Genomic DNA, 21,776 nt, shown 5'->3' with positions numbered 1-21,776 from the left:
TTCGGGCCGCCGGCCGCCTTTTCTTGGAGTAGCAGTGCGTATGCGTGGCGAGATTGGTATTGCGTTTTCCATGCCCGGCGGGGACGTGTCGGGGACGGCAGGTTCGCGACCTGTGGATATGGCCCACCTTGCGCGGCAGACGATGGATGATCGCGCGCTCGAACAGGAGGTGCTGGCGCTGTTCGTGCAGCAGGCGCTTTCGGTGCGCGACAAGATCGTCGATGCCGATGCCAAGGAACGGGTGCTCCTTGCACACGGCCTGAAAGGCTCGGCCCGCGGCATCGGCGCCTTTGCCGTCGCCGAATGCGCTGCAGCCATTGAAAAGCAGCCTGAGGATGGTCGCATCCTGAGGAAGCTGGGCGTGCTGATCGATGAAGTGCGGGACTTCATCGCCGCCATCAGCCGGTAGTCCTCCAGGGAGCACATCCAGAAAAAACGTCATGCGGTGGCGCTTTCGCGCCGCAGTTGACTTGTCCGGCGGAGTGATTATCTCGGCTGCGACTCCTCAGGTGACAAATGGCCAAGCTGACTTACATCGCCAATGACGGTACTCAATTCGACGTGGAGGCCGAGAACGGCTCGACCGTCATGGAAAACGCGATCCGCAACGCGGTGCCCGGCATCGAGGCCGAATGCGGCGGCGCCTGCGCCTGCGCGACCTGTCATGTCTATGTCGACGAGGCCTGGACGGGTGAGGTCGGCGAGCCGGAAGCGATGGAGGAGGACATGCTGGACTTCGCCTACGACGTCCGGCCCAACTCGCGCCTGTCCTGCCAGATCAAGGTGCGCGACGCGCTCGACGGGCTGGTCGTGCGCGTTCCCGAACGGCAGGGCTGAACCAAGTCTCCATTTCCAATTTTGCCGTAGCTGCTTGGCAGCGGGCCAATGCTCATGCACTGTCGCCAGCATTCCCAAAATGGGGCGGAGCTGATGACGGACACGATCAAGACGGACGTACTCATTGTCGGGGCAGGGCCGGTCGGCCTATTCGCCGTGTTCGAACTCGGGCTCTTCGACATGAAGTGCCATCTCATCGACATCCTCGACCGTCCCGGCGGGCAATGCGCCGAACTCTATCCGGAAAAGCCGATCTACGACATTCCCGGCTGGCCGATGATCACTGCGCAGGGTCTGGTCGACAAGCTGCTCGAACAGATCCATCCCTTCAAGCCGGACTTCACTTTCAACCGGATGGTCTCAAGCCTCGAAAAGCTCGAGGACGGCAGCTTCCGCGTCACCACGGACGAGGCTGAGGTGTTCGAAGCCAAGGTGGTGGTGATCGCCGCCGGCGGCGGCTCATTCCAGCCCAAGCGACCGCCCATCCCGGGCATCGAGAGCTACGAAGGCAAGAGCGTGTTCTATTCGGTCCGGCGCATGGAAGATTTCCGCGGCCACGATCTCGTCATCGTCGGAGGCGGCGATTCGGCGCTCGACTGGACGCTCAACCTGCAGCCGATCGCCAAAAGCGTGACACTTGTCCACCGGCGTCCGGAATTCCGGGCTGCGCCCGACAGCGTCAACAAGATGTACGCCATGCAGGAGATGAAAGAGCTGGAATTCCTGGTCGGTCAGGTGAGCGGGCTCGCAGGCGCCGACGGCCAGCTCTCGTCCGCCACCATTAAGGGTGGCCCGGATGGCGACATCGAGGTGCCATGTACGCGCATGCTGCCGTTCTTCGGCCTCACCATGAAACTCGGGCCGATCGCCGAATGGGGGCTGAACCTGCATGAGAACCTCATCCCGGTCGACACCGAGAAATTCCAGACGTCGGTTCCCGGCATCTTCGCCATCGGCGACATCAACTGGTATCCGGGCAAGCTGAAGCTGATCCTCTCAGGTTTCCATGAGGTCGCCCTGATGGCGCAGGCCGCAAAACGCATCGTCAGCCCGGGCGAGCGCATCGTCTTCCAGTACACGACCTCGTCGACCAGCCTGCAAAAGAAGCTCGGCGTCCACGATTGACGTGATCATTCGGCGAGCACGGGCGCTGCGTGCTCGTCCTTGCCGCGCAGCGGCTTTTCCGGCATCAGCGCCAGCGCGATCAATGCAAGAACAAGAGTGATGCCGGCGGTGAGGAAGATCATCACGAACGGCATTGCCGATGTCAGCTCGATATGCGTCTGCGAGCCCTCGGCGGCGAGCGGCAGGCCGTAGCCGAGCGCGACGGCGCCGAGCAGGGCGACGCCAAGCGCGCCGCCCAGTGTGCGCAGGAAGGTCAGGACGCCAGTCGCGACACCGAGATGGGCGCGATCGACCGCATTCTGTACCGAGACGGTGCTGACCGGGAAGGTCGTGCCACTGCCGAGGCCAATGAGGGTCGTCAGGATTTCGACTTCGAGCAGCGACGCGTGTGTCGCAATGGCACTCAGCACCCCGATGCACGCGATCGCCAAACTGACGCCGACCATGGCAATGCGCTTGTAGTGGACGAAGCGCGGGATCATGCGGCCGCTGAAAGTGGCACCGGCAACGGTGCCGAGCAGGAGACCCAGCATGGCGATGCCGGATTCACTGACCGAGAGCCCGACGACCGATTGCAGATAGACCGGCAGGTAAACCGACGCCCCGATATTTGCCGCCTGCAGCAGGAACATCGACAACGTGCCGGCGAGCACGATCCGGTTGCTCAGCACCTCGAGCGAGATCAAAGGCTCACTGGCCCTCAGCAGCCGCAGCGCGAACAATGCCCAGAACACGGCCGAGCAGGCCACCAGCCCAAGGATTTCCGGCGAGAACCACGGATAGGTGCTGCCACCCCAGTTGAGCGCCAGAAGCAGCAGCGCCGTGGCGATCACCAAGAGCACTGCGCCCAGCCCGTCGATGCGGTGATGTTTGGCCGCGATCGGCAACTTCTTCAGCGGATTGTTGATGATGGCCATCGCCAGGAAGCCGATCGGCAGGTTGATCCAGAAGATCAACGACCAGTGGAGATGCTCTGCGAAGACACCGCCAAGCAGCGGGCCGGCGATGCTGGCGACCGCCCAGGTGCCGGAGATCCAGGCGGCGTAGCGGGCCCGCTCGCGTGGCGGCACCAGATCGCCGATGACGGTTTGCGTCAGCGCGAAAAGGCCGCCGCCGCCGGCCCCCTGGATCGCCCGGCCGATGACCAGCACCAGCATGTTGGGGGCCAGGGCGCTGACCAGCGATCCCAAAAGAAAGATCAGGATGGCGGCGTAGATGACCGGCCGGCGACCGTAGACGTCGGAAATCTTGCCGTAGAGCGGCGCCATCGCGGTGGCCGTCAGCAGATAGGCGGTCACGATCCAGGGCAGGTATTCGGCATGGCCGAGCGCGCGCGCGATGGTCGGCAAGGCAGGCGACACAATGGTCTGGTCAAGCGCCGCCAGAAGCATCGACAAGAGCACGCCGCCGATGATGGCGTTTTTCTCGCTCTCGCTGATCGACGGCGAGGCCATTGTCCTCATCGTCGTGCGATTGTCGACGGTCTGGTCCATGCGTCACTCTTTCAAGGTCGGTGCGCCGTCGGCAAGAAGCAGCCGGTGCGGGGCGTCCTGCGCCCGTCATTCGTATCTCGGTTTCCAAAGTCCGCCGGACGGCGAACCCGATATATGTCGGTCGATATAGGCCGTTTTCGACCGGTGCTCGAAAGTTTTTTGGAATCTGGCACCATTGTTTCGGCAGTATTGGCTTTCGCCGGCACCACCGCTCCAATGGTCAAGCCGGTGGCAACCGCCCGCTTTGGGTGCACTGCATCCGGTAGCGCAGGAGCCGGATGATTCGGCTCTCGAAATTGACGCTTTCGACGCGGTCGAACTGCACCTGGGCGCGATCGTGCTTGGCGAGGATGGCGGCCGAGATTTGGGCGGCCTGGGCCTTCGCGGCTTCGCAGGTCCTCTGCGGATAAGTCGCCTTCAGCGCGTCCTCGAGTTCGCGCGCGTGGTTCTTGGCGATCTCGACATGGCGCTCTTCATGGCGCTTGATGTCGGCCGACAGCGTATCCCAGAACAGCCTGACCTGCGGATCCGCCTTGCGCGGGCGCCGCCATTCCGGGAGGATCACCTTGACCTTCACGGTCACCTGCGCGTTCGCGATCCGGCAGGAATTCGCGGTCTGCGCGTAGCTGACGCGGGTGGTGAAGGCCATCTGCGTTGCGCCCGGATGCCGGGAGCCGGTGCTCTTCACTTCCGGTCCGTTTTTCGTCAGCTGTTTTTCGATGTCGTCCAGCGTGCGGCCGCCGACGCTGAAATAGCTGTAGGTCTTCACCAGATTCGCCGCGGCGGCCGGCGTGGCGGCCAGCGTGAGCATCAGGGCGCAGAGCAGGGAACGGTTCATCATGTTGCCTCTTCACGCACCTTGCTTTACGGCCGTTGCCGGCGCAACGAAATTGATTTCGCGCGGATCACGCATGGTTGATGGACAATGACGACAAGGCGGTGGCAGCTCGCGCATGGACGCCATCTCGACCTCGGCCCCAAGTCGGTTGTGGTCGGCATCCTCAACGTCACGCCGGATAGTTTTTCCGACGGGGGATTGTTCATCGCGCCGGAGAAGGCGATAGCCCAGGCGCGCCGCATGGCGGAAGAGGGCGCGGCCATCATCGACATCGGCGGGGAATCGACGCGGCCCGGTTTTGCCCCGATCAGCGCCGAAGAAGAGCAGACGCGGGTGCTGCCGGTCATCGAGGCGCTCGCGGCATCGGGCGAGGCGCTGATTTCGGTCGACACCTATCGCGAGGACACCGCGCGGCGGGCCGTCGCTGCGGGGGCGCATATCGTCAACGATGTCTGGGGACTGCAGCGCGAGCCCGGCATCGCGAGAGTCGCGGCCGAGACCGGCGCCGGCCTCATCATTATGCATACCGGCCGTGAACGCCAGAAGCTGCCGGACGTGATCGAGGACCAGCTTCTGTTCCTCAGCAAATCGCTGGAGATCGCGCGCGCCAGCAATGTTGCCGAGGACCAGATCGTGCTCGACGCCGGTTTCGGCTTTGCCAAGGAAACGACGGAGGAAAATCTCGATCTGATGGCGCGGTTCTCCGAGCTTCAGGCGCTCGGCTTTCCGCTGATGGCGGGAACGTCGCGAAAGCGTTTTATTGGCGGCGTCACCGGGCGCGAGCCCGCTGAGCGCGCTGTCGGCACGGCGGCCACGAGCGTCATTCTGCGGCTCAAGGGAGCCGATCTTTTTCGCGTCCACGATGTCGCAATCAACGTGGATGCGCTGGCGATGGCCGATGCTATGCTGGCGCGAGAAAAACTTTCTCCCGGACGCTGACGATGTATGTCATCCGCATGAAGAACTGCGCCTTCTTTGCCCGGCACGGCGTGCTGGACGAGGAGGAGACGCTCGGTCAGCGTTTTTATGTCGACGCCGAACTCACCGTCGAGCCCAGCCGGCCGCTGGAGGACGATTCGATCGAGGATACCGTCAATTACGGCATCGCCTTCGCGGTCATCGAGAAGATCGTCACCGGGCACCGGCGTTTCCTGATCGAGGCGCTGGCGCTGGAAGTGGCGAAAGCGCTGGCGGCGCGCTTTCCACAGATCAGGAAAGCGGAAATTACCGTGCGCAAGCCGAACGCCCCGGTTCCGGGCGTGCTCGATCATGTCGAGGTGACAGTTGTCTGGCCTCAATAGCGCCGTCTACCTTAGCCTCGGCGGCAATCTCGGCGATCCGGCGAAATCCATGGCCGCGGCGCTGCGCATGCTGGACGGCGACGACAAGACGCGCGTCACCGCTGTTTCCTCGCTCTACCGGACGCCGCCGTGGGGCAAGCTCGACCAGCCGGATTTTCTCAATGCCTCCGCCGGGATCGAAACGGCGCGCTCGCCTCGCGACCTGCTCGATCTCTGCCTGGACGTCGAGAGGCGCCTGAAGCGGGTGCGCGAGGAACGTTGGGGGCCGCGCCTGATCGACATCGACATTCTGGTGTTCGGTGACCGGGTGATCCACGAGACGGGTCTTGAGGTTCCCCATCCGCGCATGCTGGAGCGGGCCTTCGTGCTGGCGCCGCTGGCCGAGATCGCGCCCGACCTTGTGGTCGGCAACAAAAGCGTGTCGGAGCGGCTCGGCGCCGTCGATATTTCGGGGATCGAGCGGCTGCCGTCCGGCCGGGAGTGGTGGCTCGCTTAGATTAGCCGAGGGTGGGATTGGTTGGAGGAAGACGGATCTTGGCCGTGGCGATCATCCATTCAACCACTTCCACGGACACTTCATACTCAAACAGGGTCACGGTCATCTTCCTATCGAAATCCGAAAAGAAAATCTGGCCCACAATGTGCCCGTGTTGGTCGGCGAGTTCCAGATACATGCCATCGCGTTGGACGTCGCTTCCGATCGTGGCTTCGTAGGTCCGCCCTGCTAAGCTCGATTGTGTTTTCTATCCGCAGTTTGCTGTTCAGCCGGAGAAACCGCCGCCCTCGAGAAACGTCTTTTCCTCTGGCGTCGTCTCGCGGCCGAGCATTTTGTTGCGGTGCGGAAAGCGCCCGAAGCGCTGGATGATCTCCAGGTGCTCCTTGGCGTATTTAACATAATCCGGCGCCCTCGCCGCTGTGAGTTCGAGCGAGCGTTCCTGATCCGCGAGCGACTCCGAATGCTCGAAGGGGAGATAGAGGAAGACACGAAGCGCTTCTTCGAGCTCAAGATCCTGACCGGCGGCGATCGCCAGGTCGGCGAAATGCCTGGCCAGCGGATCGGTCGCGTACATATGTCCGGTGCCGCGGAAGCAGTTGCGCGGAAACTGGTCGAGCAGGATCATCAGCGCCAGCGATCCTTCGGCATGCTCGCTCCAGGCGTCGCATTCGCGCCGGGCGGCGGCGTGGTGCAGCTCGAGGAAGCAGTCGCGGAAACCCGAGTCGAACGCGTCGTTCTTCTCGAACCAGGCGTCCTCGCCGGCATCGCGCCAGAATTTGGTGACGGCAAGCGCCCGCGGGTCGAGTTCTGCCATGCGCTGCTCCTCAGCTCTTCGTCTCTGCCTTGTTCAGCACGCCGGCCGTCTCTTCGTTCAGCGCCCGGCCGGCGCGGCGCGGCTGCGCGAGCGGGGTCGGGATCGGCGTGCCGATATTGCCTTTGAGAAAGCGCTGGCCGGCGCGGATACCTTCGGCGAGCTGTGTCTCGATGCGAGCTGTGTCGCGGCGGCGAACGTCCTCGATCACCTCGGCTACCTCCTCCGGATCGATGCCCAGCGCTTCCAGGGCCGAGCCGCCGAAGACCAGCGCCGATTCAAAGGTCTCGCGCAACTGATAGTCGACGCCGGCGCGGATGAGTTGCAGCGCGGTGCCGCGGTCGAAGGCGCGCGCCAGGATAGTAACCAGCGGGAATTCGGCCTTGATCAATTGCGCGATGCGCACGGCCACGTCCGGTTTGTCGACGCAGATCAGCACGGCGCGCGCGCGGCCAGCGCCCGCCGCACGCAGGATGTCGAGCCGCGTGCCGTCGCCGTAATAGACCTTGAAGCCGAAATCGGCCGCCGCCTGGATCATCTCGACCTCATTGTCGATGATCGAGACGTCGAGGCCGCGCAGAAGCAGCGGCTGGCTGGCGATCTGGCCGAAGCGGCCGAAGCCGATGATCAGCACGCTTCCGGTTAGCCCGTCGGCGATGTCGACGCCTTCCAGCGATTGCTCGTCGCGCGGGGTGAGGTAGCGCAGTGCCAAGATAGCCACGGGCGTCAGCACCATGGAGATGATGACGATTGCGGTCAGCGTGGAATTGGCCTGGCCGTCGATGATGCCGACGACGGCGGCCGAGGAATAGAGCACAAAGGCGAATTCGCCGCCCTGCGCCATGACGACGGCGCGCTCGAGCGCCTCGCGATGGCCGCTCTTGAGCATACGCGCGACCAGATAGATGCCGAGCCCCTTCATGACCATATAGGCGACGACATAAATGGCGACTAGGCGCCAGTTCTGGGCGACGACGCCAAGGTCGAGCGACATGCCGACGGCAAGAAAGAACAGGCCGAGCAGGATGCCGCGAAACGGCTCGATATCGGCTTCGAGCTGGTGGCGGAAGGTCGATTCGGAGAGCAGCACGCCGGCGAGGAACGCACCCATCGCCATCGACAAACCGGAAAGCTGCATGGCTAGCGCCGACCCAAGCACCACCAGCAGGGCGGCGGCCGTCATCACTTCGCGGGCGCGGGCATCGGCCAGGATGCGGAAGAGCGGGTTGAGCAGATAGCGACCGGCCACGACGAGGCCGACGATCGCCGCGATCCCGATCCCCACTTCGGTCAAGCGCTCAGACAGGCTGGTCTCCGCGCCCCCCGGCGCCAGGAACGCCACCAGCGCCAGAAGTGGCACGATCATCAGGTCTTCGAGCAGAAGGATCGAGACGATGCGCTGCCCTTTGGGCGCGGCGATCTCGCCGCGCTCCTCGAGCAGTTGCATGACGATCGCGGTCGAGGTCAGCACGAAGCCGGCGCCGGCGACGAAGGATTGCGCGATCGGAAAGCCTCCGGCCAGGCCGACAAGCGTCAACAGAACGGCGCAGACGCCAACCTGCAGCGCGCCGAGACCAAAGATTTCCCGGCGCAGGCCCCAGAGTCGCGACGGCTGCATTTCCAGGCCGATGATGAACAGGAACATGACGACGCCAAGCTCGGCGACGTGAAGGATGGCTTCCGATTCGGAAAAAATGCGGAGGCCGAACGGCCCGATGACCACACCGGCAGCGAGATAGCCGAGGATGGAGCCCAGCCCGATGCGCCTGAAGATCGGCACGGCGATCACGCCGGCAGCGAGCAGCGCCACTACCTGTACGAGATCGCTGCCCGATGCTTCAGCCGCCATGACTACCGTCCTTTCGTTTCAGCACTCCTTGCATGCAGCGGGAGTGCGAGGCAAGGGCAGGGGGCCTGGCAGGAAGAGCAGGGGTGTCGGCCCGAAAACGAGCGTGTGCCGTCAGGCAAACTCCCGCTGCAGCTTCGTACACAAGTTTACGGAGCCCGGTCGTTGCGCGCCGCCACAATCAAAGGTTAAGGCCGGTAGGCTTTGGCTATGGAGCTTCAGCCTTTGGAGGGCAGCGGCGATGGGCCGCTGCCTTTTTTTGAGGAGATGACTGACATGAAGAAGTTTTTGCTCGTTGCCGTTGGCGTTGCGGCGCTGGCCGTTTCGGCCTGTTCGAAGGGACCGGAGTGCACACAGGAGATCGCCGCCAAGAAGGCGCAGGACATGGCTGCCGCGCTTCAGGAAGCAATCACCAAGGATCCGAGCAAGGCGGCTGATCTGACGGCCAAGGTGCAGGCCGTGACGACGAAATATCAGAATGCCACGACGCTGGACGAAGCCTGCAAGGCATATGACGAAGTGACTGCCGCCATCAAGGGTTGAGCCAAGTCAAAACGAAAGAAGGCGGTGGCCATTGGCTGCCGCCTTTTGTCTTCCTCGATCGCCCTTTGCTCAGTTCTTCGCGATCGAGCCGACTTCGACCGTGTCGACCCGCTTTAGGCTCATGCCGATGACCGGCACCAGCTGCTTGTCGACGCGCACGGCGACCGTCACGGTCATCGAATTGTCGTCGGGAACGCGCGCCTGCATGACGCCGTTCAACTGATTGCGGTTAATGGTGAAGACGACCTTTTGGGGATCGACGACATTGCCGCCGACAATGTCCATGCCGTTGCCGGTCGAGCCGCCCATGAAAGTGCCTTTGTAACCATCCCGGCCCCGGCGTTCGACCGTCGCCGACATCTTCTGGGTGAAGACGCCGACCCGGCAGTCGCCGTCTAGCGTCATGCCGACCTTGCCGTCCGGCGTGGAACCGTTGAAATTGCAGGTGAATTTCGTGCCCTTGTATTTGCCGGCGATGATTTCGCCAGGGCCGACCCATTTGCCTTCGACCGAGCGGAAAAACTGCTTGTCAGCCTCTGCTCCAAAGGCCCTTTCGACGAGGCCGAGCGGTACGGCGGCCGCAACCGTTGCGGTCATGACGCAGGACAAGATTACGCTTCTCATTGACAACACCCGGCACGAACGAGTCTGCTGTTGGAACCAGAGTGACCATGAAGAAGATTGGTTAATGCTTCGTCACTGGCGACCGTTTCTGCATTTACCTTACTGCTCGCTTCGGCCATCCTTTCGCGTCGCGAACGAGGTCAATGCCGAGAGGAAATCGCCTAGCCCCGGTCGCTTTACCGCAATGAACGGCAGCGGGCGCGTCGTTTCCATCGCCGCGATGCCGATGCGCGCCGTCATCATGCCGTTGACGACGCCTTCACCAAGCTTTGCCGAGAGCTTCGCGGCAAGGCCGTGGCCGACGATCTGCTGCACGAAACTGTCGCCGACGGCGATCGAGCCGGTCACCGCGAGATGGGCGAGCACACCGCGCGCCAGGCGGAAGAAGCCCAGCGTGCCGGGACGGCCGCCATAAAGTTCCGACAGGCGCCGGATCAACCTGCCGGCTTCGAACACGACATAGGCGACGTCGACCAACGCGCGCGGGCTGACCGCCGTCACCAGCGAGACGCGCTTCGCGGCCTCCAGGATCATCATCTTGGCGCGGGCATCGAGCGGCGACAGAATCTCGGTCTCGGCGAGCCGCACCAGATTGGCGCCATCGATGATCTCGCCTCGCAATTCGGCGAGCGAGCGGCGGCCGGCCGCGGTCTCCGGTTTTGCCGCGACGAAGGCGGAAAGCTCGTCGACCAGAGCGCGCGCGGCCTTGGGGTCGTCGCGCGCCACCGCATCCACGGCCCGTCGCTGTAGTTTCTCGACCTCAGCGAGGCGTGCGATGGCGAGGAACTCGCGGATCAGGACGATCAGCAGCGACAAAAGCGCGATGGCCGCCATGCCGGCCGCCAGCCAGCCCAGCCATTCGGCGCGCGCGAAAAGATCACGGATGAGCTGATCCGTCCACAGGCCCACCGCGAGCGAGACAAGCACGCCGAAAGCTCCGAAAAACAGGCGTGCCAGCAGCGAGCGCCTCCTTGGAGCGGTCGCCGGTGGCGGCGGGGCCTGCTCAATATCCGGCTGGTCGAAAACGTCGATCTCCGAGGGAATGACGACGGCGACATCGGCCCTGGCGGCGCGTGGCCTGCGCACGGGCTGTTCGGCGCCACGCTTCTGCGGCGCCTCGTGCCTTGGCGCGGACTCGGGCTCGATGCGGAAGGCCGCCGGTTTGCGGGGCGGATTCATGCCAGACGATCTCCGATCAGGAACTGAAGCGCGCGGTCGAGGCGAATATGCGGCAAAGACAGCGTGACGCCTTCGGCCGTCCGCTCGAGCTTCGGCGGACGAAAGCGCACGAAACGGATCGCCGGTTCATTGTTTTCCGCCTGCTGCCCGGAAGCGTCGAACACGGGATCGACCTTTTCCGGCAAGTCACCGGGAAATATGGCTGTTTCGGCTTTGCCGTCGAATGTCTCGCCGTTGATCTTCTCGCCTCTCAAGGGCGTGCCGATGATCACCGGCAATGTCTCGCGGCCTTGCTTCACGGTGCCCTGGCGGGTCGAGCGCACCGCCGCCATGGCGACCACATCGACATCGGCGCCGCTGAAATTGGCCCGCGCCACCGCCCGGTCGGCCAGGCGGCGCACGATCGCCTGCAGCCGGTCATGGCTTTCGTGGTGCAACTGGTCAGCTTTGGTCGCCGCCACCAGGATGCGGTCAATGCGCCTCGAAAACAGGTCGGTGACGAAATTGCCCCGCCCGGGTCGGAAGCAGGAGAGGATTTCGGTGACGGCCCGTTCGAGGTCGGCCATGGCGGCCGGGCCGGCGTTGAGCGCCTGCATGGCGTCGATCAGCACGATCTGGCGGTCGAGACGGGTGATGTGCTCGCGAAAGAACGGTTTTACGACATGCGTCTTGTAGGCCTCGTAGCGGCGCTCCATCATCGCCTGCAGCGATCCGGGGCGGCGCCGTTCGGACAATTTCATCAGCGGCGCGAAGGTCAGCGCCGGCGAGCCTTCGAGATCGCCCGGCATCAGGAAACGACCCGGCGGCAGCGTCGACAGCGCACGTTCGTCGAGCTTGCAAGCCTTGAGATAGGCGGCGAAGCTTTCGGCGAGACGGCGCGCCGTCATCTCGTCCGCGTCGGCGTCCGGATCGACCGAGGAGGCCAGCTCCTGCCACGCCTGTGACAGGTCGGAGCGGACCGGCAGGGCGGCCAGCTCCACCGCCTCGCGCGAAAAATCGGCGAAAGATTTACCGAGCAGCGGCAGGTCAAGCAGCCATTCGCCGGGATAATCGACGATGTCGATCGACAGCTTTCCGGCCGAAAACAGCCGGTTCCAGCCGGAGGCCGACTCGTATTCGATGGTCAGCCTCAGCTCTGAAATGGCGCGCGTCGAATCCGGCCAGACACGGTCGTCGACCAGGGCCGCGACATGGTCCTCGTACTGGAAGCGCGGGACGGCGTCGTCCGGCTGCTCCTCGAGCAAGGCGCGGGCGATGCGGCCCGATTTTTGCGCTTCGAACAGCGGCAGCCGCCCGCCATGGATAAGGTTATGGACGAGAGCGGAAATGAACACCGTCTTGCCGGCGCGGGAGAGGCCGGTGACGCCCAGTCGCAGGGATGGGGAGAAGAGCCCGGCGGCCCGGCCCGACAACGTGTCGAGCGCAATCCTCGCCTCGTCGGTGAAAGTGGTCAGCGATGATGCCAAATCTGCCTCTGGGTCGCCCGTCAGGGCCGATATAGGCCTTGGGCAAGGCGTTTGAAATGGTGTCAGAGATCGGCGGGACTGAGAAAGGCCTCGAGATAACCACGGCCTTGGCCTGCTTCACCGAGATTGCCGGGAAAACGCACGACGGCGAGTCCGGAAGTGGGAAAGCCGTGGTTGAGCATGCCTCGCGCGGTCTCATCGCCGTCGCCCGACACCGCCATGGCCAGGTCCTCGGTCATCGGATTGTGGCCGATCACCAGCAATGAGCCGGCCCCGCTGTTCTTACGAATGATTTCGAGATAACCGGCGGCATCTTCGCTGTAGAGTGTGTCGAAGAACAGCACCCGGCCGGTGTCGGTGCGGCCCGCAAGGCCTTCCAGGGTCTGCCGTGCTCGCTTGGCGTTGGAGCAGAGCGTGACATCCGGCACGTAGTCCCGGGCCCGCATGGCGTCACCCATCGCCTCAGCGTCGGCCATGCCCGATTCGTCGAGCGGACGATCGAAGTCACGAACACCGGGCAGCGCCCATCCGGCTTTGGCATGCCTCAACAGATAAAGTCTGCTCAACCGGCTCCCCCTTTATGTTGAATACGCTGAGCGTTTTGGCGATTAGTCACCAGAACGGTGTCGTGCACAATGGCATAGGACGCGCAACCGCGCCGAATCGCTGATGATTTCGATCCCGACCGTTGAGAAATGGCTGCCGCGAATGCCTGCTGCTGCGAAGACTAACAAATGCGTGAAACTGTTATTGTTTCCGCTTGTGCAGCCCCTTGTCCGCGAATATATAGGCGCCAAATTTGGGGTTGTTGGGTGAGTCGAATGAACGACATCGTTACCGCCGATTACGTACCCTCCGAAGACGAGCCGTTCATGAACGAACGGCAGAAATCATACTTCCGCCAGAAGCTTATCACATGGAAGAATGACATCCTTCGCGAAGCGCGTGAAACACTCGAAATCCTCCAGCAAGAAAACGCCAACCATCCCGACCTAGCCGACCGCGCCTCTTCCGAAACCGACCGAGCCATCGAACTGCGCGCCCGCGATCGCCAGCGCAAGCTGATCTCGAAAATCGACTCCGCGCTGCAGCGGATCGACGAAGGCACCTATGGCTATTGCGAGGAGACCGGCGAGCCGATCGCGCTGAAGCGGCTCGACGCCCGCCCGATCGCGACGCTGTCGATCGAGGCGCAGGAGCGCCACGAACGCCGCGAGAAGGTCTACCGCGACGACTGACGCGGGTTGGGACAGACGCAGGTTTTGCGAAAATGGCCGGATCTTTCCGGCCATTTTCTTTTTGAGCGGCCGATCCTTTCCGGATCAGCGTTTGTGGCTGGCCAGCTCGCCGAGAAGCTTGGTCATCTCGTCATCGAGCGAGGGCTTCGCCGCCGGCTTGCTTGCCGGTTTGGGATGGGACTCCTCCAACGATGCCTCGAGCTCGTGCATCAGTGTGTCGTCGATCGAGTCGTTGGAGGGCTGCGGCGGGGCCTGCCGGCTGGTACCATTCGTCCCATACGCAGGGAGCGGCATGACTTTCGCGGCCGGGGGAGGCGGTACCAGCGGCTTTGCCGGAGGGGGCGCCGCGCGCGGGCGCGACACGGGCTCGCTCACGGGAGCCGGCGCCGGTGCGGTCGGCTGCCTGGCCGGGGCGGGTGCGGGCTGAGGCGCCCGCGGGCGCGGCGCGGCGGCCTGCTGCTGGCCGCTGTCTCCGGTCAGCGCCGGACGGCGAGGTGCTGCCAGCCTTATGTCTCGTTCGACCACGACATCAGTCGGGCCGCCGATCAGGATGAGGTGTTCGATATCGTCGCGCCGCACCAGCACCAGCCGGCGGTGGCTGTCGACAGCGGTGGCGTCCATGACGGCGAGCCGTGTCTTGCGATTCCGGCCTCCGGCAACGAAGGTGCCGAAAGTCAGGTTGCGGACTACCTTGATGACGAGCAGGACCACGACCAGCAGAACAAGGGCCGCGAACGTCCATAGAATTGCAGCGACATAACCCGGCCCCGCTACGCTATCCAGCCACTGCAGCATCGGTGCACCCAATCGCCTTTGAAGTGACGCGACACTAGACCTTAGGGACTAGCCTCCGCAAGGCGACATCACCCATCGTGAACAGTTTGAAACATGAATCGTTGATTTTATCGGACATTTGCCGTCCGGGCCTTTTCCGCTACAGGAGAATGTGATTCAACCGGCCGTTCGCGGGTGTCGGGGCATCGGAATCACGAGCAGGGGGCACATGGCCAAGGAAACGCGCGGCGATTTCTATCCGGTACCGATCGTCGACCAAAACACGCGTCCGGGCGCCATCGCCAGGCTCATCATCTTCATCGTCGTTTTGACCGGCGCGGCGGTCGTTTTCGGGTTGTTCCGCGAGCGCCTCGGCGATCCGTTCCTGCTCGGCATGCTTGGCGTGCTCGCCATGATCGGCGTCGGCTTTCTGTTCGCGACGGCGATCGGCTTCGTGCAGATCGCCCCGCGTTCAACCGGCGACGAGCTGTCCAAAGCGTTCGTCGATTCAATGTCGCAAGGCCTCCTGGTCACCGACACCAAGGGTCGCGTAATCTACGCCAACCGGGCCTATGCCGAGATGACGGGGGCCGCTTCGGCGGCGGACCTCAAGACGGTCGAGGGGCTGCTTTCGGACGTCCCCGAGGCTTCAATGACCATCTACCGGCTGGCGTCCGGCCTGCGCGACGGCCAGGCTGGCGACGGTGAATTTCGCCTGGCGCAGTCGATCAAGCCTGGGGCCGAGCCGGGCGCGCGCTGGTACCGCGTCCGTGCCCGCGCCTTCAATGTGCCGGGCCAGCGGCTGCCGATGCTTGCCTGGCAGATCGCAGACATCTCGCAGGAGCGGGCGGAACAGGAGCGTTTCTTCCTCGACCTGCAAAAGGCGATAGACCATCTCGACCACGCGCCCGCAGGCTTCTTCTCGGCCGACCAGGAAGGCCGCGTCACCTATATCAATGCGACGCTTGCCGAATGGCTGGGCATCGACCTTGCCAGCTTCACCCCGGGCGCGGTCACGCTGCCGGAGATCGTCGCCGGCGACGGCATGGCGCTCGTCCGCTCGGTCAAGGCTGATCCCGGCGCCACGCGCAACGCCGTCATCGACCTTGATCTGACGACAATGAGCGGCCAGGCACTGCCCGTCCGCTTCATGCACCGCGTTTCGGCAAGCCGCGAAGGAGTGAACGGGCCGACGCGCACCATCGTGCTCAACCGCACCCAGGGAGAGGACGCGTCCGCCGACCTGCGCGCCTCGGAGGTGCGCTTCACGCGTTTCTTCAACTCGACGCCGATGGCGATAGCCGGCGTCGATGCCGGCGGGCGCATCCTGCGCACCAATGCGCCGTTCCTGTCGCTGTTTTCGTCCGTCGTCGACCGAGACGCTGTCGACCGGCGCGTGCGTTTCGAGAGCGTGGTGCATGAACGCGACCGGCCGGCCTTCGCCGCCGCCTTCGAGAAGGCGCGGCAGCGGCAGGCCAATATCGAGCCGATCGACTCGTTGCTGCCCGGGCATGAGGAGCGCCACATCCGCTTCTACGTGAATGCCGTCGCCGACGGCGCCGGTAGCGAGGGTGCGGAGGAATCGGCCATCGTCTACGCCGTCGAGACTACCGAGCAGAAGGCGCTCGAGGGCCAGATGGCGCAGAGCCAGAAGATGCAGGCGGTCGGCCAGCTTGCCGGCGGCATCGCGCACGACTTCAACAACGTGCTCACCGCCATCATCATGGCGTCGGACCTCCTGCTCACCAACCACCGGCCGTCGGACCCGTCCTTCCCCGACATTATGAACATCAAGCAGAACGCCAACCGGGCGGCGTCGCTTGTTAGGCAGTTGCTGGCCTTCTCGCGCAAGCAGACCTTGCGGCCGGAAGTTCTCAACCTGACCGATGTGCTTGCCGATCTGCGCATGCTGCTTGCCCGCCTGGTGGGCAACGATATCAGGCTGAAGATCGACCACGGGCGGGATCTGTGGCCGGTCAAGGTCGACATCGGCCAATTCGAGCAGGTGGTGGTTAATCTCGCCGTCAACGCGCGCGATGCGATGCCCACCGGCGGCGATCTTACCGTGCGCACCCGCAACGTCATGGCCGAGGAGTGCAAATCCTTCCCGTATCGCGAGCTTATCCCGGCAGATTATGTGCTGGTCGAGGTCGAGGACACGGGCAGCGGCATCGCGCCGGAGGTGCTGAAGAAGATATTCGAGCCGTTCTTCACCACAAAGGAGGTCGGCAAGGGAACGGGCCTTGGCCTCTCGATGGTCTATGGCATCATCAAGCAGACCGGCGGCTTCATCTACTGCGATTCCGAAGTCGGCAAAGGCACGGTGTTCCGCATCTTCCTGCCGCGTCACGTGACGGAGGTGAAGAAGGCGAGCGAGCCTGCCGACACTGCGGCGGCGGCAGCTCCAGCCAAGCCGGCCGACACGGCGAAGGACCTCTCAGGTTCGGCGACCGTGCTTCTGGTCGAGGACGAGGACGCCGTTCGCATGGGCGGCGTGAGGGCGCTGACTTCGCGCGGCTACACCGTTCACGAGGCTTCCTCCGGCGTCGAGGCGCTGGAGGTCTTCGAGGCGCTCGGCGGCAAGGTCGACATCGTGGTGTCCGATGTGGTGATGCCGGAAATGGACGGGCCGACGCTGCTCGGCGAACTGCGCAAGCGCCAGCCGGACATAAAATTCGTCTTCGTTTCCGGCTACGCCGAGGACGCCTTTGCCAAAAACCTGCCGGCCGATGCGCATTTCGGCTTCCTGCCCAAACCCTTCTCGCTCAAGCAACTGGCGACGATCGTCAAAGACGTGCTGGAATCTTAAAGCGCATCGCTGAAGCAGATCCGGCGACGCGCTTTAGTTCTTTGTTTGACGCAGGTCATTCTCCCCAAAGCGCTGCGCCCTTTTAGGCGATATGTCTTAAACAGCTACCGCTTGCACATTGCAGCGAGCCTGCCATGATGGCGATCGGATGGGTCCTGTCATGGGGGTGATAGCGCGTGACGCCGCACATCGAGGCGGGCAGGGGAGATTATGCCGAAACGGTGCTGCTGCCGGGCGACCCCGAGCGCGCGCAGTGGATGGCGCAAACTTTTCTGGAGGCGCCGCGCTGCATCAATCTCCGTCGGGGCGCCCTCGGCTTCACTGGCCGTTTCCGCGGTAAGCCGGTCAGCATCCAGGCAACCGGCATCGGCGTCTCTTCTTTCCTGATCTATGCCCATGAGTTGCTGGACTATCATGGCGTGAAGACGCTGATCCGCACAGGAACATGCGGCGCATTGTCGGATGACGTTCCGCTGCGGGGCTTGGTCGTTTCAAGCGCCGTGCGCGCCGAGGGCCCGATCAGCGGGCAGGTGTTCGGACTTTACCAGCCGGCCGGCCCCGATGAGGCGCTCCATGCGCTGGCGCTGCAGCGGGCCGCCGATCTCGGCATTGCCTGCAGCGCCGGCCTGACCGTCTGCAGCGACATCTTCCATCATCCCGATGGCCGCGCCCGCTTCGACGAGCCCAGGGCGCTCGGCGCGCTGGCAGTCGACATGGAAACCAGCGCGCTCTACCGCATCTCGGCGCAGTTCGGCGCGCGCGCCCTATCGCTGCTGACCGTGGTCGACCACGTCGCCGCCGACGAGCAGACCGAGTATTCCGAACGCCAGGCGCTGTTCACCGACATGACCCGCCTGGCACTGGAAGTCGCGGTCACTGCTTAGGCGGTTTCCGCTTCAACTGCCCCTCGGCTGTCGGCCGGCGACCCGCAGATAAAGCGGCAGGTTGTGCGCAGCATCGAAGCGAAGTTCCTTGTTCGATCAATGTTTCGTGCAGGTGGAGGCGGTAAAGGCGCCGTCCTGCTGCTTCATGATGATGTCGAAGGAGGGAGCGCCTGGATCGTCGAGCGTCGCCTGTGTCAGCGAGATCGAGTTGCCGCCGCTCGTATAGCCGCCGAGCGGGCCGAGCCAGCTGATCTCGCCATTGGCGTCCATCTGGTAGTTGTAGGTTCCCGACGTGCCGAAGGTCACTGGGCCGCTATAGACATTGCCCTTGATGGTGATGTCGCCGAGATTGATGAAGAGGCCGAGCAGATAGACCTCGCAATGATAGACGCCGTCCGGAAGCTTGCCTTCGGCGAAGTCCGCGCCGGCCTTGCCCACGGCCGACGCAAGAAGCAGCAAGCTCAGAAGAATGCGAATCGGGAAGGCCATGCGGTCGCTCATTTCGGCGGCGACCTTGCCCCATTTTGCCGCTGCCCCGCAACTGGCCGGCGAGTGCCGGCACGGAGACGAGATTAAGCATTGGGCAATTTCATGATTTGGGCAAAATCTAGGCAGAGCTGCGCAACGTTTTCTCAAACCCAGGGTGCTTGATCGGCGTCGTTTTATTCGCTTATCAAGCGCTAAGTGTTTGTATTTAATAACTATTTCTCCTGAGCCCCGCATGCGTCCGCGTTTGGCACGTCGCTTGCAACCAAGTTTGATGAGATCGGATCGTCAACCATCACGGGTTGACGAGCGGAAGGGTTGCCTTCGAGGGGAAGGCGCTCGACCGGAGCGCGGCGTATGACCGCGCCCGGTCGGGCATCGCATCGTGCCGCAGGGCAGGGAGATTTCTCCGCTGCTCACGGTGCGCGAAATCTGAAGTCCGGCTTCGCGCCGCTTCGGCGCGGCGTCCGCAACATTCCTTCGCATGTCTTCGAGGTGTTTGCGGTGCTGAAGCAGATGCCTTCGCGGCGCGGCGGCGACCTGTGCGGCGACCAGCGGCAGCTCGCCATCGGGCGGGCGCTGGTGATGCGGCCGAAGCTACGCACGCCGTCGCCGGTCTCGCGATGCAGAATAGATTCCTCATGCGGACGCCTAGATCATTGCGGATTATGCGCCGTTAATGACGCTTCCAAGTAACGGAATGGATCCTTGGGTCTTCGCTCCGGTTCGCGTCCTTAGGCGGAAGGATGATGAAGTGTTCGACGGCTCTGGTGTGGCAATTGGCGCATGCTAGTCTTTCCATGGCCTTGGTGAGTCGGGCTCTTTCCGTATCAGTCGAGATGAAGGGGGATGGCGCGGGCTCCGCCCGCAAGGTCCGCGCAAGCAAGCTCGCCTAGCTTTCCCCGCAGTGATTGTCGGTCGATGCGTCCAACAAAAGCTTGCCAGGGGAAGGCGATGGAACGTTTTGTCGAGGACTATCAGAAGCGGCGGCTGACCGAGCGCGTCGATATCATGACGGCGATCAACATCCTGATGTCGCAGGGCTACGACGAGGATGATCTGCTCGGCGAAATAACCAAGGTCTTTTACGTCGACCTCGACGCCTATAACGAAGTAATCGGGCACCACTGACGGCCTGAGCAGCAAGACTTCAACCGTTCCGGAATTGCTCTGAGCTTCAAGCGCAGCGGCGGATGTCAAGCACGCGGCTGCGAGTGACGACTCTCCGACATTCCGTAAGGTCAGAGGACGAACACCGACAACAGCAGTATGATGCCGAGCGCCATCATCACCAGACCTGGCCAATTCTGAGACAGGCCGAGGAAACGGAGTCCGCGTCGCCGCGGCTCCAGCGTGGGGCCGGGTGTTGCCAGGTTCGGCGCCGGACGATCCGGGGCTGTAGATGCCGGGTCACTCAGGCGTCCGCGCCTCAAAGTGGCGCCTGCCATGTAGACGACGCCTGCGATGGTAAGCAACGCACCGAGGATGACGGTCATCTTCCCTCGCTCCTTTCCGACGCTGCGGGTTTGGCGAGCGTTTCGCGAGGTCGCCGTACCGATCTTTCGGCGAGATAACCCTCCGCCGACCTCGCGATCGGCTGGGACAGAACGGTCAAGATGGCCGGCAGGTTCCGACAAGCCAACTGCCGACGGCGTTCCGCGCCGGGCAAACTTCCGGCGTTCCAACAAAGAGCCGCGCCAGTTTAGGCCGCCACCCGCTTCATCAGCGCCATTGCACCGAAGGGCGCGCGCACCTTGCCCTCGCTTATGAAATAGGCGAACACGTCGCGCGGCTTGACCGGCGCGTCGGTCTTGGGATCGGCGCGCGGCAGGTCGGCCGGCTGCCCGCCTTCCGCCCAGGTCTTGATGCGGCCCGCCCATTCGTCGAGCCCTTTCGGAGTGTAGCAATCGGGATTGTCGTCGCTGCCGGTTTGCAGGCGGGCATAGACGAAATCGCCGGTGACGTCGGCGATCGCCGGATATTTGGCGTGGTCGGCATAGACGATGGCGGCATTGTATTTGCGCGCCAGAGCCGGAAATTTCGGGACAATGAAGCTGTCATGCCGCACTTCGAGCGCATGGCGCAGCGGCACGCCGTCCTGCTTGTCGGGCAGCAGCTTCAGGAAGGCCTCGAGATCGTCCGCATCGAACTTCTTCGTCGGCGCGAACTGCCACAGGATCGGTCCCAGCTTGTCGCCGAGCGCGACAATGCCCGAGCCGAGGAAGCGTATTATCGATTCCCCGGCCTCGCCGAGCACGCGGCGGTTGGTGACGAAGCGGTTGCCCTTGAGCGAAAAGACGAAGCCGTCCGGCGTATCGTTCGCCCACTTGACGAAGGTCGGCTCCTTGAAGCTGGAATAATAGGTGCCGTTGACCTCGATGCTCGGCACCTGGCGGCTGGCATAGTGCAACTGCTTGGCCTTGGCGAGCTTCTCCGGATAGAAGGAGGTGTCCCAGGGCTCGAAGGTCCAGCCGCCCATGCCGGAGCGGATCTTTCCTTGGCTCATCGTCTTCCTCCTCCGAGTTTTGAATGCGGCTCAGGCTGCTTTGTCGACCGGCTTGGCCATGTCGACCAATATCCATCCTGGCCGGTATGGGTTGGCGCGGCGACCCGTTTCCCGATAGCCGTAAGCCGAATAGAGCGCGATGTTCCGCTCCATGCGCGAATTGGTGTAGAGGCGCACCTCCGGCACGCCCCATGACCGCGCCTGCTCGTCGGCGAAGTCGAGCAGCGCGATGCCGAGTCTCCTGCCCTGGAAGGCCGGCGAAACGGCAACGCTGAAGATCATGGCATGATCGTCGTGCCGCTCGAGGACAAGCAGCCCGGCCAGATCGGAACCATCCTCCAGCAGCCAGACCTCGCCGCGCGTAATACGGGGCGCATAGTCCTCGGTCACCGGGATCGGCGGCGCGCCGAACAGGGCGGTGTAGGGGGCGGTAGGCGTCCGTGGTTATCGCGACGACAGCTTGGAGATCACCTGCAAGCGCTTGCCTGATCTTCATTTGAGACTGTTCCAAACGCTTGCC

Annotated in this window: 24 protein-coding genes and 2 pseudogenes; 12 read left to right on the top strand and 14 right to left on the bottom strand. The window is 63.5% G+C overall.

Going from position 1 to position 21,776, the window contains the following annotated elements; genetic code table 11:
* Positions 1–40: 40 nt before the first annotated feature.
* The 3 genes from P9230_RS01045 to P9230_RS01035 all read left to right on the top strand — a co-directional run bounded on the left by P9230_RS01045 (position 41) and on the right by P9230_RS01035 (position 1,962).
* Positions 41–409, top strand: a complete 369-nt coding sequence (locus P9230_RS01045) for an Hpt domain-containing protein (protein WP_066992375.1) — start codon at positions 41–43, stop codon at positions 407–409.
* A gap of 107 nt (positions 410–516) precedes the next feature.
* Positions 517–837 carry a 2Fe-2S iron-sulfur cluster-binding protein gene (locus P9230_RS01040; protein WP_066992377.1) on the top strand — a complete coding sequence of 107 codons (321 nt, stop codon included), beginning with the start codon at positions 517–519 and terminating at the stop codon, positions 835–837.
* Positions 838–930: 93 nt separating this feature from the next.
* Positions 931–1,962 (top strand): NAD(P)/FAD-dependent oxidoreductase, encoded by a 1,032-nt coding sequence (locus P9230_RS01035; RefSeq protein ID WP_067319714.1) that lies wholly within the window; start codon positions 931–933, stop codon positions 1,960–1,962.
* Positions 1,963–1,967: 5 nt separating this feature from the next.
* On the opposite strand, the gene P9230_RS01030 is transcribed toward P9230_RS01035, so the two are convergent.
* Both P9230_RS01030 and P9230_RS01025 read right to left on the bottom strand, forming a co-directional pair.
* Positions 1,968–3,455 (bottom strand): MDR family MFS transporter, encoded by a 1,488-nt coding sequence (locus P9230_RS01030; protein WP_278117041.1) that lies wholly within the window; start codon positions 3,453–3,455, stop codon positions 1,968–1,970.
* A gap of 220 nt (positions 3,456–3,675) precedes the next feature.
* Positions 3,676–4,296 (bottom strand): DUF922 domain-containing protein, encoded by a 621-nt coding sequence (locus P9230_RS01025; protein ID WP_278117039.1) that lies wholly within the window; start codon positions 4,294–4,296, stop codon positions 3,676–3,678.
* A gap of 84 nt (positions 4,297–4,380) precedes the next feature.
* Here P9230_RS01025 and folP point away from each other — a divergent pair, with 84 nt between their 5' ends.
* From folP to folK, 3 genes are read left to right on the top strand one after another with little or no spacing between them, the layout of a single operon-like run.
* The gene (gene folP / locus P9230_RS01020) at positions 4,381–5,232 is read left to right on the top strand and encodes a dihydropteroate synthase (protein ID WP_095825308.1); all 852 of its coding nucleotides are present in this window, start codon (positions 4,381–4,383) and stop codon (positions 5,230–5,232) included.
* Between the two features lie 2 nt (positions 5,233–5,234).
* Complete coding sequence (folB, locus tag P9230_RS01015; protein WP_066992392.1) at positions 5,235–5,594, top strand: dihydroneopterin aldolase; 360 nt, start codon at positions 5,235–5,237, stop codon at positions 5,592–5,594.
* Complete coding sequence (folK, locus tag P9230_RS01010) at positions 5,578–6,090, top strand: 2-amino-4-hydroxy-6-hydroxymethyldihydropteridine diphosphokinase (RefSeq protein ID WP_095800807.1); 513 nt, start codon at positions 5,578–5,580, stop codon at positions 6,088–6,090. Before folB ends, folK begins: the two co-directional genes overlap by 17 nt.
* Position 6,091: 1 nt before the next feature.
* Here folK and P9230_RS01005 read toward each other — a convergent pair whose 3' ends face one another.
* The 3 genes from P9230_RS01005 to P9230_RS00995 form a co-directional block, all read right to left on the bottom strand.
* Positions 6,092–6,268 carry a hypothetical protein gene (locus tag P9230_RS01005; protein WP_278117036.1) on the bottom strand — a complete coding sequence of 59 codons (177 nt, stop codon included), beginning with the start codon at positions 6,266–6,268 and terminating at the stop codon, positions 6,092–6,094.
* A gap of 87 nt (positions 6,269–6,355) precedes the next feature.
* Positions 6,356–6,904, bottom strand: a complete 549-nt coding sequence (locus tag P9230_RS01000) for a DUF924 family protein (protein WP_278117034.1) — start codon at positions 6,902–6,904, stop codon at positions 6,356–6,358.
* Between the two features lie 10 nt (positions 6,905–6,914).
* Positions 6,915–8,750: a monovalent cation:proton antiporter-2 (CPA2) family protein gene (locus tag P9230_RS00995; protein ID WP_278117032.1), complete on the bottom strand. Its 1,836-nt coding sequence runs from the start codon at positions 8,748–8,750 to the stop codon at positions 6,915–6,917.
* A 273-nt stretch (positions 8,751–9,023) separates the two neighbouring features.
* Between P9230_RS00995 and P9230_RS00990 the strand changes: the two genes are divergently transcribed.
* A complete protein-coding gene (locus P9230_RS00990; protein WP_067320126.1) occupies positions 9,024–9,290 on the top strand; it encodes a hypothetical protein in 267 nt (88 codons plus the stop codon).
* A 69-nt stretch (positions 9,291–9,359) separates the two neighbouring features.
* Here the strand turns inward: P9230_RS00990 and P9230_RS00985 are convergent, their stop codons facing one another.
* The 4 genes from P9230_RS00985 to P9230_RS00970 all read right to left on the bottom strand — a co-directional run bounded on the left by P9230_RS00985 (position 9,360) and on the right by P9230_RS00970 (position 13,125).
* A complete protein-coding gene (locus P9230_RS00985) occupies positions 9,360–9,887 on the bottom strand; it encodes a hypothetical protein (RefSeq protein WP_245299552.1) in 528 nt (175 codons plus the stop codon).
* Between the two features lie 126 nt (positions 9,888–10,013).
* A complete protein-coding gene (locus P9230_RS00980; RefSeq protein ID WP_278117030.1) occupies positions 10,014–11,093 on the bottom strand; it encodes a TIGR01620 family protein in 1,080 nt (359 codons plus the stop codon).
* Positions 11,090–12,559, bottom strand: coding sequence for a YcjX family protein (locus P9230_RS00975; protein WP_278117027.1), 1,470 nt, complete (start codon positions 12,557–12,559; stop codon positions 11,090–11,092). The genes P9230_RS00980 and P9230_RS00975 overlap by 4 nt, the downstream gene beginning before the upstream one ends.
* 62 nt (positions 12,560–12,621) lie before the next feature.
* The gene (locus P9230_RS00970; protein WP_066992417.1) at positions 12,622–13,125 is read right to left on the bottom strand and encodes a histidine phosphatase family protein; all 504 of its coding nucleotides are present in this window, start codon (positions 13,123–13,125) and stop codon (positions 12,622–12,624) included.
* A gap of 255 nt (positions 13,126–13,380) precedes the next feature.
* On the opposite strand from P9230_RS00970, the gene dksA reads away from it, so the two are divergent.
* Positions 13,381–13,797 (top strand): RNA polymerase-binding protein DksA, encoded by a 417-nt coding sequence (gene dksA, locus P9230_RS00965; protein ID WP_040972254.1) that lies wholly within the window; start codon positions 13,381–13,383, stop codon positions 13,795–13,797.
* Between the two features lie 84 nt (positions 13,798–13,881).
* Here dksA and P9230_RS00960 read toward each other — a convergent pair whose 3' ends face one another.
* Entirely contained in the window at positions 13,882–14,592 is a 711-nt protein-coding gene (locus P9230_RS00960) for a flagellar biosynthetic protein FliO (RefSeq protein WP_278117024.1), read from the bottom strand.
* Positions 14,593–14,800: 208 nt separating this feature from the next.
* Here P9230_RS00960 and P9230_RS00955 point away from each other — a divergent pair, with 208 nt between their 5' ends.
* Positions 14,801–17,380: a PAS domain-containing sensor histidine kinase gene (locus P9230_RS00955; RefSeq protein ID WP_067319741.1), complete on the top strand. Its 2,580-nt coding sequence runs from the start codon at positions 14,801–14,803 to the stop codon at positions 17,378–17,380.
* A 176-nt stretch (positions 17,381–17,556) separates the two neighbouring features.
* A complete protein-coding gene (locus P9230_RS00950) occupies positions 17,557–18,264 on the top strand; it encodes a purine-nucleoside phosphorylase (protein ID WP_066992426.1) in 708 nt (235 codons plus the stop codon).
* Between the two features lie 96 nt (positions 18,265–18,360).
* On the opposite strand, the gene P9230_RS00945 is transcribed toward P9230_RS00950, so the two are convergent.
* Positions 18,361–18,753: a hypothetical protein gene (locus P9230_RS00945; RefSeq protein WP_095825347.1), complete on the bottom strand. Its 393-nt coding sequence runs from the start codon at positions 18,751–18,753 to the stop codon at positions 18,361–18,363.
* A 259-nt stretch (positions 18,754–19,012) separates the two neighbouring features.
* Here P9230_RS00945 and P9230_RS00940 point away from each other — a divergent pair.
* Positions 19,013–19,350: pseudogene (locus P9230_RS00940) on the top strand (ATP-binding cassette domain-containing protein); the annotation flags it as partial.
* A 354-nt stretch (positions 19,351–19,704) separates the two neighbouring features.
* A complete protein-coding gene (locus P9230_RS00935) occupies positions 19,705–19,881 on the top strand; it encodes a hypothetical protein (RefSeq protein ID WP_082953673.1) in 177 nt (58 codons plus the stop codon).
* Positions 19,882–19,991: 110 nt separating this feature from the next.
* On the opposite strand, the gene P9230_RS00930 is transcribed toward P9230_RS00935, so the two are convergent.
* From P9230_RS00930 to P9230_RS00920, 3 genes and pseudogenes are all read right to left on the bottom strand, one after another.
* Positions 19,992–20,246 carry a hypothetical protein gene (locus P9230_RS00930; RefSeq protein ID WP_095777769.1) on the bottom strand — a complete coding sequence of 85 codons (255 nt, stop codon included), beginning with the start codon at positions 20,244–20,246 and terminating at the stop codon, positions 19,992–19,994.
* Positions 20,247–20,452: 206 nt separating this feature from the next.
* Positions 20,453–21,256, bottom strand: coding sequence for a DUF72 domain-containing protein (locus P9230_RS00925; RefSeq protein WP_278117020.1), 804 nt, complete (start codon positions 21,254–21,256; stop codon positions 20,453–20,455).
* Between the two features lie 30 nt (positions 21,257–21,286).
* Positions 21,287–21,752, bottom strand: a pseudogene (locus P9230_RS00920) (GNAT family N-acetyltransferase).
* Between the last annotated feature and the right edge of the window lie 24 nt (positions 21,753–21,776).

The sequence above is a fragment of the Mesorhizobium sp. WSM4887 genome (assembly GCF_029625865.1).
Taxonomy (GTDB): Bacteria; Pseudomonadota; Alphaproteobacteria; order Rhizobiales; family Rhizobiaceae; genus Mesorhizobium.
Note: the sequence above shows the minus strand (reverse complement) of the source record. Positions and strands in the feature narration are given on the sequence as shown.

Excerpts from the sequence above, each read along its gene's own strand:
- P9230_RS01045 (WP_066992375.1), top strand. The coding sequence starts at position 41 with ATGCGTGGCGAGATTGGTATTGCGTTTTCCATGCCCGGCGGGGACGTG.
- P9230_RS01040 (WP_066992377.1), top strand. The coding sequence starts at position 517 with ATGGCCAAGCTGACTTACATCGCCAATGACGGTACTCAATTCGACGTG.
- P9230_RS01035 (WP_067319714.1), top strand. The coding sequence starts at position 931 with ATGACGGACACGATCAAGACGGACGTACTCATTGTCGGGGCAGGGCCG.
- P9230_RS01030 (WP_278117041.1), bottom strand. The coding sequence starts at position 3,455 with ATGGACCAGACCGTCGACAATCGCACGACGATGAGGACAATGGCCTCG.
- P9230_RS01025 (WP_278117039.1), bottom strand. The coding sequence starts at position 4,296 with ATGATGAACCGTTCCCTGCTCTGCGCCCTGATGCTCACGCTGGCCGCC.
- folP (WP_095825308.1), top strand. The coding sequence starts at position 4,381 with ATGACGACAAGGCGGTGGCAGCTCGCGCATGGACGCCATCTCGACCTC.
- folB (WP_066992392.1), top strand. The coding sequence starts at position 5,235 with ATGTATGTCATCCGCATGAAGAACTGCGCCTTCTTTGCCCGGCACGGC.
- P9230_RS01005 (WP_278117036.1), bottom strand. The coding sequence starts at position 6,268 with ATGTATCTGGAACTCGCCGACCAACACGGGCACATTGTGGGCCAGATT.
- P9230_RS01000 (WP_278117034.1), bottom strand. The coding sequence starts at position 6,904 with ATGGCAGAACTCGACCCGCGGGCGCTTGCCGTCACCAAATTCTGGCGC.
- P9230_RS00995 (WP_278117032.1), bottom strand. The coding sequence starts at position 8,750 with ATGGCGGCTGAAGCATCGGGCAGCGATCTCGTACAGGTAGTGGCGCTG.
- P9230_RS00990 (WP_067320126.1), top strand. The coding sequence starts at position 9,024 with ATGAAGAAGTTTTTGCTCGTTGCCGTTGGCGTTGCGGCGCTGGCCGTT.
- P9230_RS00985 (WP_245299552.1), bottom strand. The coding sequence starts at position 9,887 with ATGACCGCAACGGTTGCGGCCGCCGTACCGCTCGGCCTCGTCGAAAGG.
- P9230_RS00980 (WP_278117030.1), bottom strand. The coding sequence starts at position 11,093 with ATGAATCCGCCCCGCAAACCGGCGGCCTTCCGCATCGAGCCCGAGTCC.
- dksA (WP_040972254.1), top strand. The coding sequence starts at position 13,381 with ATGAACGACATCGTTACCGCCGATTACGTACCCTCCGAAGACGAGCCG.
- P9230_RS00960 (WP_278117024.1), bottom strand. The coding sequence starts at position 14,592 with ATGCTGCAGTGGCTGGATAGCGTAGCGGGGCCGGGTTATGTCGCTGCA.
- P9230_RS00955 (WP_067319741.1), top strand. The coding sequence starts at position 14,801 with ATGGCCAAGGAAACGCGCGGCGATTTCTATCCGGTACCGATCGTCGAC.
- P9230_RS00945 (WP_095825347.1), bottom strand. The coding sequence starts at position 18,753 with ATGGCCTTCCCGATTCGCATTCTTCTGAGCTTGCTGCTTCTTGCGTCG.
- P9230_RS00935 (WP_082953673.1), top strand. The coding sequence starts at position 19,705 with ATGGAACGTTTTGTCGAGGACTATCAGAAGCGGCGGCTGACCGAGCGC.
- P9230_RS00930 (WP_095777769.1), bottom strand. The coding sequence starts at position 20,246 with ATGACCGTCATCCTCGGTGCGTTGCTTACCATCGCAGGCGTCGTCTAC.
- P9230_RS00925 (WP_278117020.1), bottom strand. The coding sequence starts at position 21,256 with ATGAGCCAAGGAAAGATCCGCTCCGGCATGGGCGGCTGGACCTTCGAG.